Consider the following 272-nt stretch of genomic DNA (forward strand, 5'->3'; position numbering starts at 1 on the left):
TGGTATGCAGAAAATATGATCAATGCAAACCTGTATCGAATACGTTGGTTCAAAGGTGATACTACTATTAAAGAGGAAAGTGCTTTTATCCGTAAAAAATTTGAAGACATTCAACAATATTTCAAGGGAGAAATCGGAGTGCTAACGCAGGCCAGAGAATTGTATTTCATGTACATTCAGGAAAAGTTTGAACAACCTTTGATTGATATCTACGAAAATTTTTCTAAACTACCTTCGGCAGCACCTTATCTTCCATTCTTGCAGCCTTATCA

At 35.7% G+C, this 272-nt stretch carries 1 protein-coding gene; it reads left to right on the plus strand.

Features of this window, described 5'->3' with window-relative positions; translation table 11 throughout:
• Positions 1-272, plus strand: a 272-nt coding sequence (locus tag VJI94_RS08380; RefSeq protein ID WP_324009030.1) for a hypothetical protein, incomplete at both ends; no start/stop codon positions are given.

Source organism: Parvimonas sp. D9, assembly GCF_035282565.1.
Classification (GTDB): Bacteria; Bacillota; Clostridia; order Tissierellales; family Peptoniphilaceae; genus Parvimonas; species Parvimonas micra.